The 3,236-nt window shown below is 65.2% G+C and carries 2 protein-coding genes; both read left to right on the plus strand.

Features of this window, described 5'->3' with window-relative positions:
* Nucleotides 1-65 precede the first annotated feature (65 nt).
* A complete protein-coding gene (locus tag JWP54_RS16960; protein WP_297374534.1) occupies nucleotides 66-2,162 on the plus strand; it encodes a nuclease-related domain-containing DEAD/DEAH box helicase in 2,097 nt (698 codons plus the stop codon).
* Nucleotides 2,159-3,070, plus strand: coding sequence for a nuclease-related domain-containing protein (locus JWP54_RS16965; protein WP_297374537.1), 912 nt, complete (start codon nucleotides 2,159-2,161; stop codon nucleotides 3,068-3,070). Before JWP54_RS16960 ends, JWP54_RS16965 begins: the two co-directional genes overlap by 4 nt.
* Nucleotides 3,071-3,236: the final 166 nt, after the last annotated feature.

Here is a 3,236-nt window from a genome sequence, read left to right on the forward strand (position 1 = left end):
GTGATCGGCATCCTGACCTTCTTCCTGTGACCGATATGCTCGCGAGTAACTAGTTCGGGGGACATATGTCGGCAGGCGGCTCGGCCTGGAGTGAGGCCACGCGTCAACTGGCGCTTTCGGAAGCGCACGCGCTCGCAGCTGAATCCTCGAGGACGAAGGCCGCCAACTACTTTGCCGCCGCTGATAGCGAGAAGCGCATCGCCCACGTTCTCGCTCCCCTGGCTGCGGCCGGGTATCATTTTTTGCCCGACCGTCAGTGGCCGGGCAGCCGTCGCGCCCAGGTCGACATGGTCGTCGTCGGGCCAGGCGGCCTGTTCATCGTGGACACCAAGGCCTGGAAGGACCCGGTCATCGCCGCCGGCCGGGTATTCCGCGGCCAAGCCGACGTTACCGACGAGTTTCTCGGCTTAGCCGACCTCGCCTGGAAGACCGAGGCGGCGCTGGCCGAGATCGGCCTGGCCCCGGGCGAAGTACGGCCCGTGGTCGTCTTCGCCGGTCACAAGGGAGTGAACGCGTCAATTGGCGGAGTCGAGATCGTCGGTGAGGGCGACATCGTGCGCCACATCGCCCACCGTGGACAGCGCCTCACCGCATCCGTCGTCGAGCAGGTGTTGGCCGTCGCGATCAAACACTTCCCATTGATTGGCGCACCGGCCCCGATCGACGTGACCCTGCCCGAACCCATCATCGGCCCGGAACCCGCCGTCGACCTGGATCACCTCCCCAGCGAGAGTGACATCGAAGCCGCCATTCTTGAAGGCCTGCTCGCGCCGCCGATCGAGGAGTGGATGACGTTTCTGCACCCCGACCAAGCCAAGTTGGTGCGCCGTAGTTTCAACGGTCCCTCCCGCATCCGTGGTGCGGCGGGCACCGGCAAGACCGTCGTGGGACTGCACCGTGCGGCCTATCTGGCGCGGTCGCGGGCGGACGCGCGCGTGCTGGTGACCACCTTCGTGCGCACGCTGCCCGATGTGCTGAGCACCCTCCTCGGCCGCATGGCCCCGGATGTGGCAAACCGAGTGGAGTTCACCGGCGTGCACCAGTTCGCGTTCAAGGTGCTCGACGACAATGGCATCGACGTGAACGTCAAAGTCAAGTTGGCCGATCAGGCCTTCGAGGATGCCTGGCAACAGACCAACGGCCCACTCACCGCTATCGACGCGAACGTCCGGTACTGGCGGGAGGAACTCGACCACGTGATCAAGGGTCGTGGCCTCACCACCTTCGAGGAGTACGCAGACTGCGCCCGCATCGGCCGGCGTCGCCGTCTCACCCTCGACCAGCGCCGTTCCGTCTGGGCGCTCTATCAGCGCTACGAATCCCTCCTGCGCGCCCGCGGAGTGCACGACTTCGCCGACGTCATCCTGCTCGCCGAGGCGGCGTTGCGCGTTAACCCGGTGGTTGCATACACGGCCGTCATCGTCGACGAGGCACAAGACCTGTCCTGCGCGATGATCCGCATGCTCGCCTCCGTTGCCGGTGACGGAGCGGATGCGTTCACCCTGATCGGCGACGGCCAACAGACCATTTACCCCGGCGGGTACACCCTCGCCGAGGCAGGCCTGTCCGTGCACGGCCGCGGTGTGATCATGGACGTCAACTACCGCAACACCGCGGAGATCCTCGCCCTGGCGTCCCACGTGGTCGGTGATGCCAGCTACGTCGACATCGAAGGTGCCAGCGCCAAAGCCGCCGCGATCACCTCGCCGCGCCACGGCGAACGCCCCCTCTTCGCCCGGGCCCGCACCCGAACCGACCATGACGGCAAACTCATCCAGCAGATTCGCCGGGCCACGCAAAGCGTCAGCGTGGGCTGGGGCGACGTGGGCGTGCTCTGCTTCACCACCTGGCAAGTACGTGACGCGGTCATGCTGCTGCGCACAGCGGGGATTCCCGTGGTCGAACTCACGGACTACGACGGCTCCTCCACGGATGCCGTGAAGGTCGGCACGATCAAGCGAGCCAAGGGGCTGGAATTCAAGCAGGTGTTGCTGCCCTGGGTTGCCGAGCGCCTGATGTCACCGGATATCGCCGACGCAGAGCGGACCGATTCCGAGATCGAACGTGATGAGCGCGACCGCCGCGAACTGTTCGTGGGGGTGACCCGGGCCCGCGACGGAGTCTGGGTCGGCTGCATCGCGGCGCAGGGGGCAACGGCATGAGCGACGAAGCGACGCCGCCGCCGCCGAACAGAATGCGGCTGCGCTACGCAGCACGATGCCGAGCCTGTGGATCCGCAATATCCGCCGGCACCGTGGCGGTATACGAGCGAGAGTCGAAGACCGTTACCTGCGTGGAATGCACGCCCCACCCAACCCCGGCCGCCCAGGTGGCCGCCAGGCCGGTGGTAGTTCCGTCGCCCGAGGCGCTCACCGTCGTGGAGCTGGAACAAGAAACAGAACACCTCGAGGTCTTCACGGGCACCGCCGGTTCCTCGGCCAGGCGAGAACACGAGCGCCGCAGAGATAAGCGGGCAATGAAGATCCGCGACAAGCACCCGCACCTGGGCAACCTGATACTGGCGGTGACCGATGATCCGCAGAGCACTCAAGCGTGGGCCATCGGAGCGCGCGGAGAGGAAGCACTCGGTCAACGCCTCGACACACTCAGCGGACACGGCGTCCACGTTCTGCACGACCGTCGCATCCCGGGTTCCACAGCGAACATCGATCACATCGCCGTGACTGCAACGGGGGTCTTCGTCATTGACGCCAAGAAGTATCAGGGGCGTCCGAGCCTGAGAGTTGAAGGTGGACTGTTCAGCCCCCGAACAGAGAAACTCATGGTCGGATCGCGGGACCGCACTAAGCAGGTCGCCGGTGTGCAGAAGCAAGTCAGTCTCGTGCGGTCCGCGCTGAGAGACGCGGGCTGGGAAGAGATTCCAGTGCACGGAATGCTGTGTTTCGTTGGCGCCGACTGGCCCCTCCTCGGTGGCGCCTTCGTCATCGATGGCGTGCGCGTCGTGTGGCCCAAGAAGGCCGTCGAGATCCTCCTGAAGCCCGGACCGCTGACCGAACAAACCGCGCGACTCGTTCATGGCCTGCTTGCGGCTTCGTTCGTACCCGCTTAGTCGGGTGCAGAGCTTTCGCGAAAGCGGCCCTTCACGATTCAATCTCCTGTCCACGTCGCGACGGGATGGACGCGACACCCCCTAGTAAAAGAGGAGCACCGGATGGCCGAGCAGTCAGAAGATCAGGTTGGGGTCTATCTGGACTTCGACAACATCGTCATTTCTC

This window comes from Cryobacterium sp. (genome assembly GCF_025463825.1).
In the GTDB taxonomy this organism is placed as follows: Bacteria; Actinomycetota; Actinomycetes; order Actinomycetales; family Microbacteriaceae; genus Cryobacterium.

Bases quoted from the DNA above. Each gene is read 5' to 3' on its own strand.
- JWP54_RS16960 (WP_297374534.1), top strand. From the start codon at position 66: ATGTCGGCAGGCGGCTCGGCCTGGAGTGAGGCCACGCGTCAACTGGCG.
- JWP54_RS16965 (WP_297374537.1), top strand. From the start codon at position 2,159: ATGAGCGACGAAGCGACGCCGCCGCCGCCGAACAGAATGCGGCTGCGC.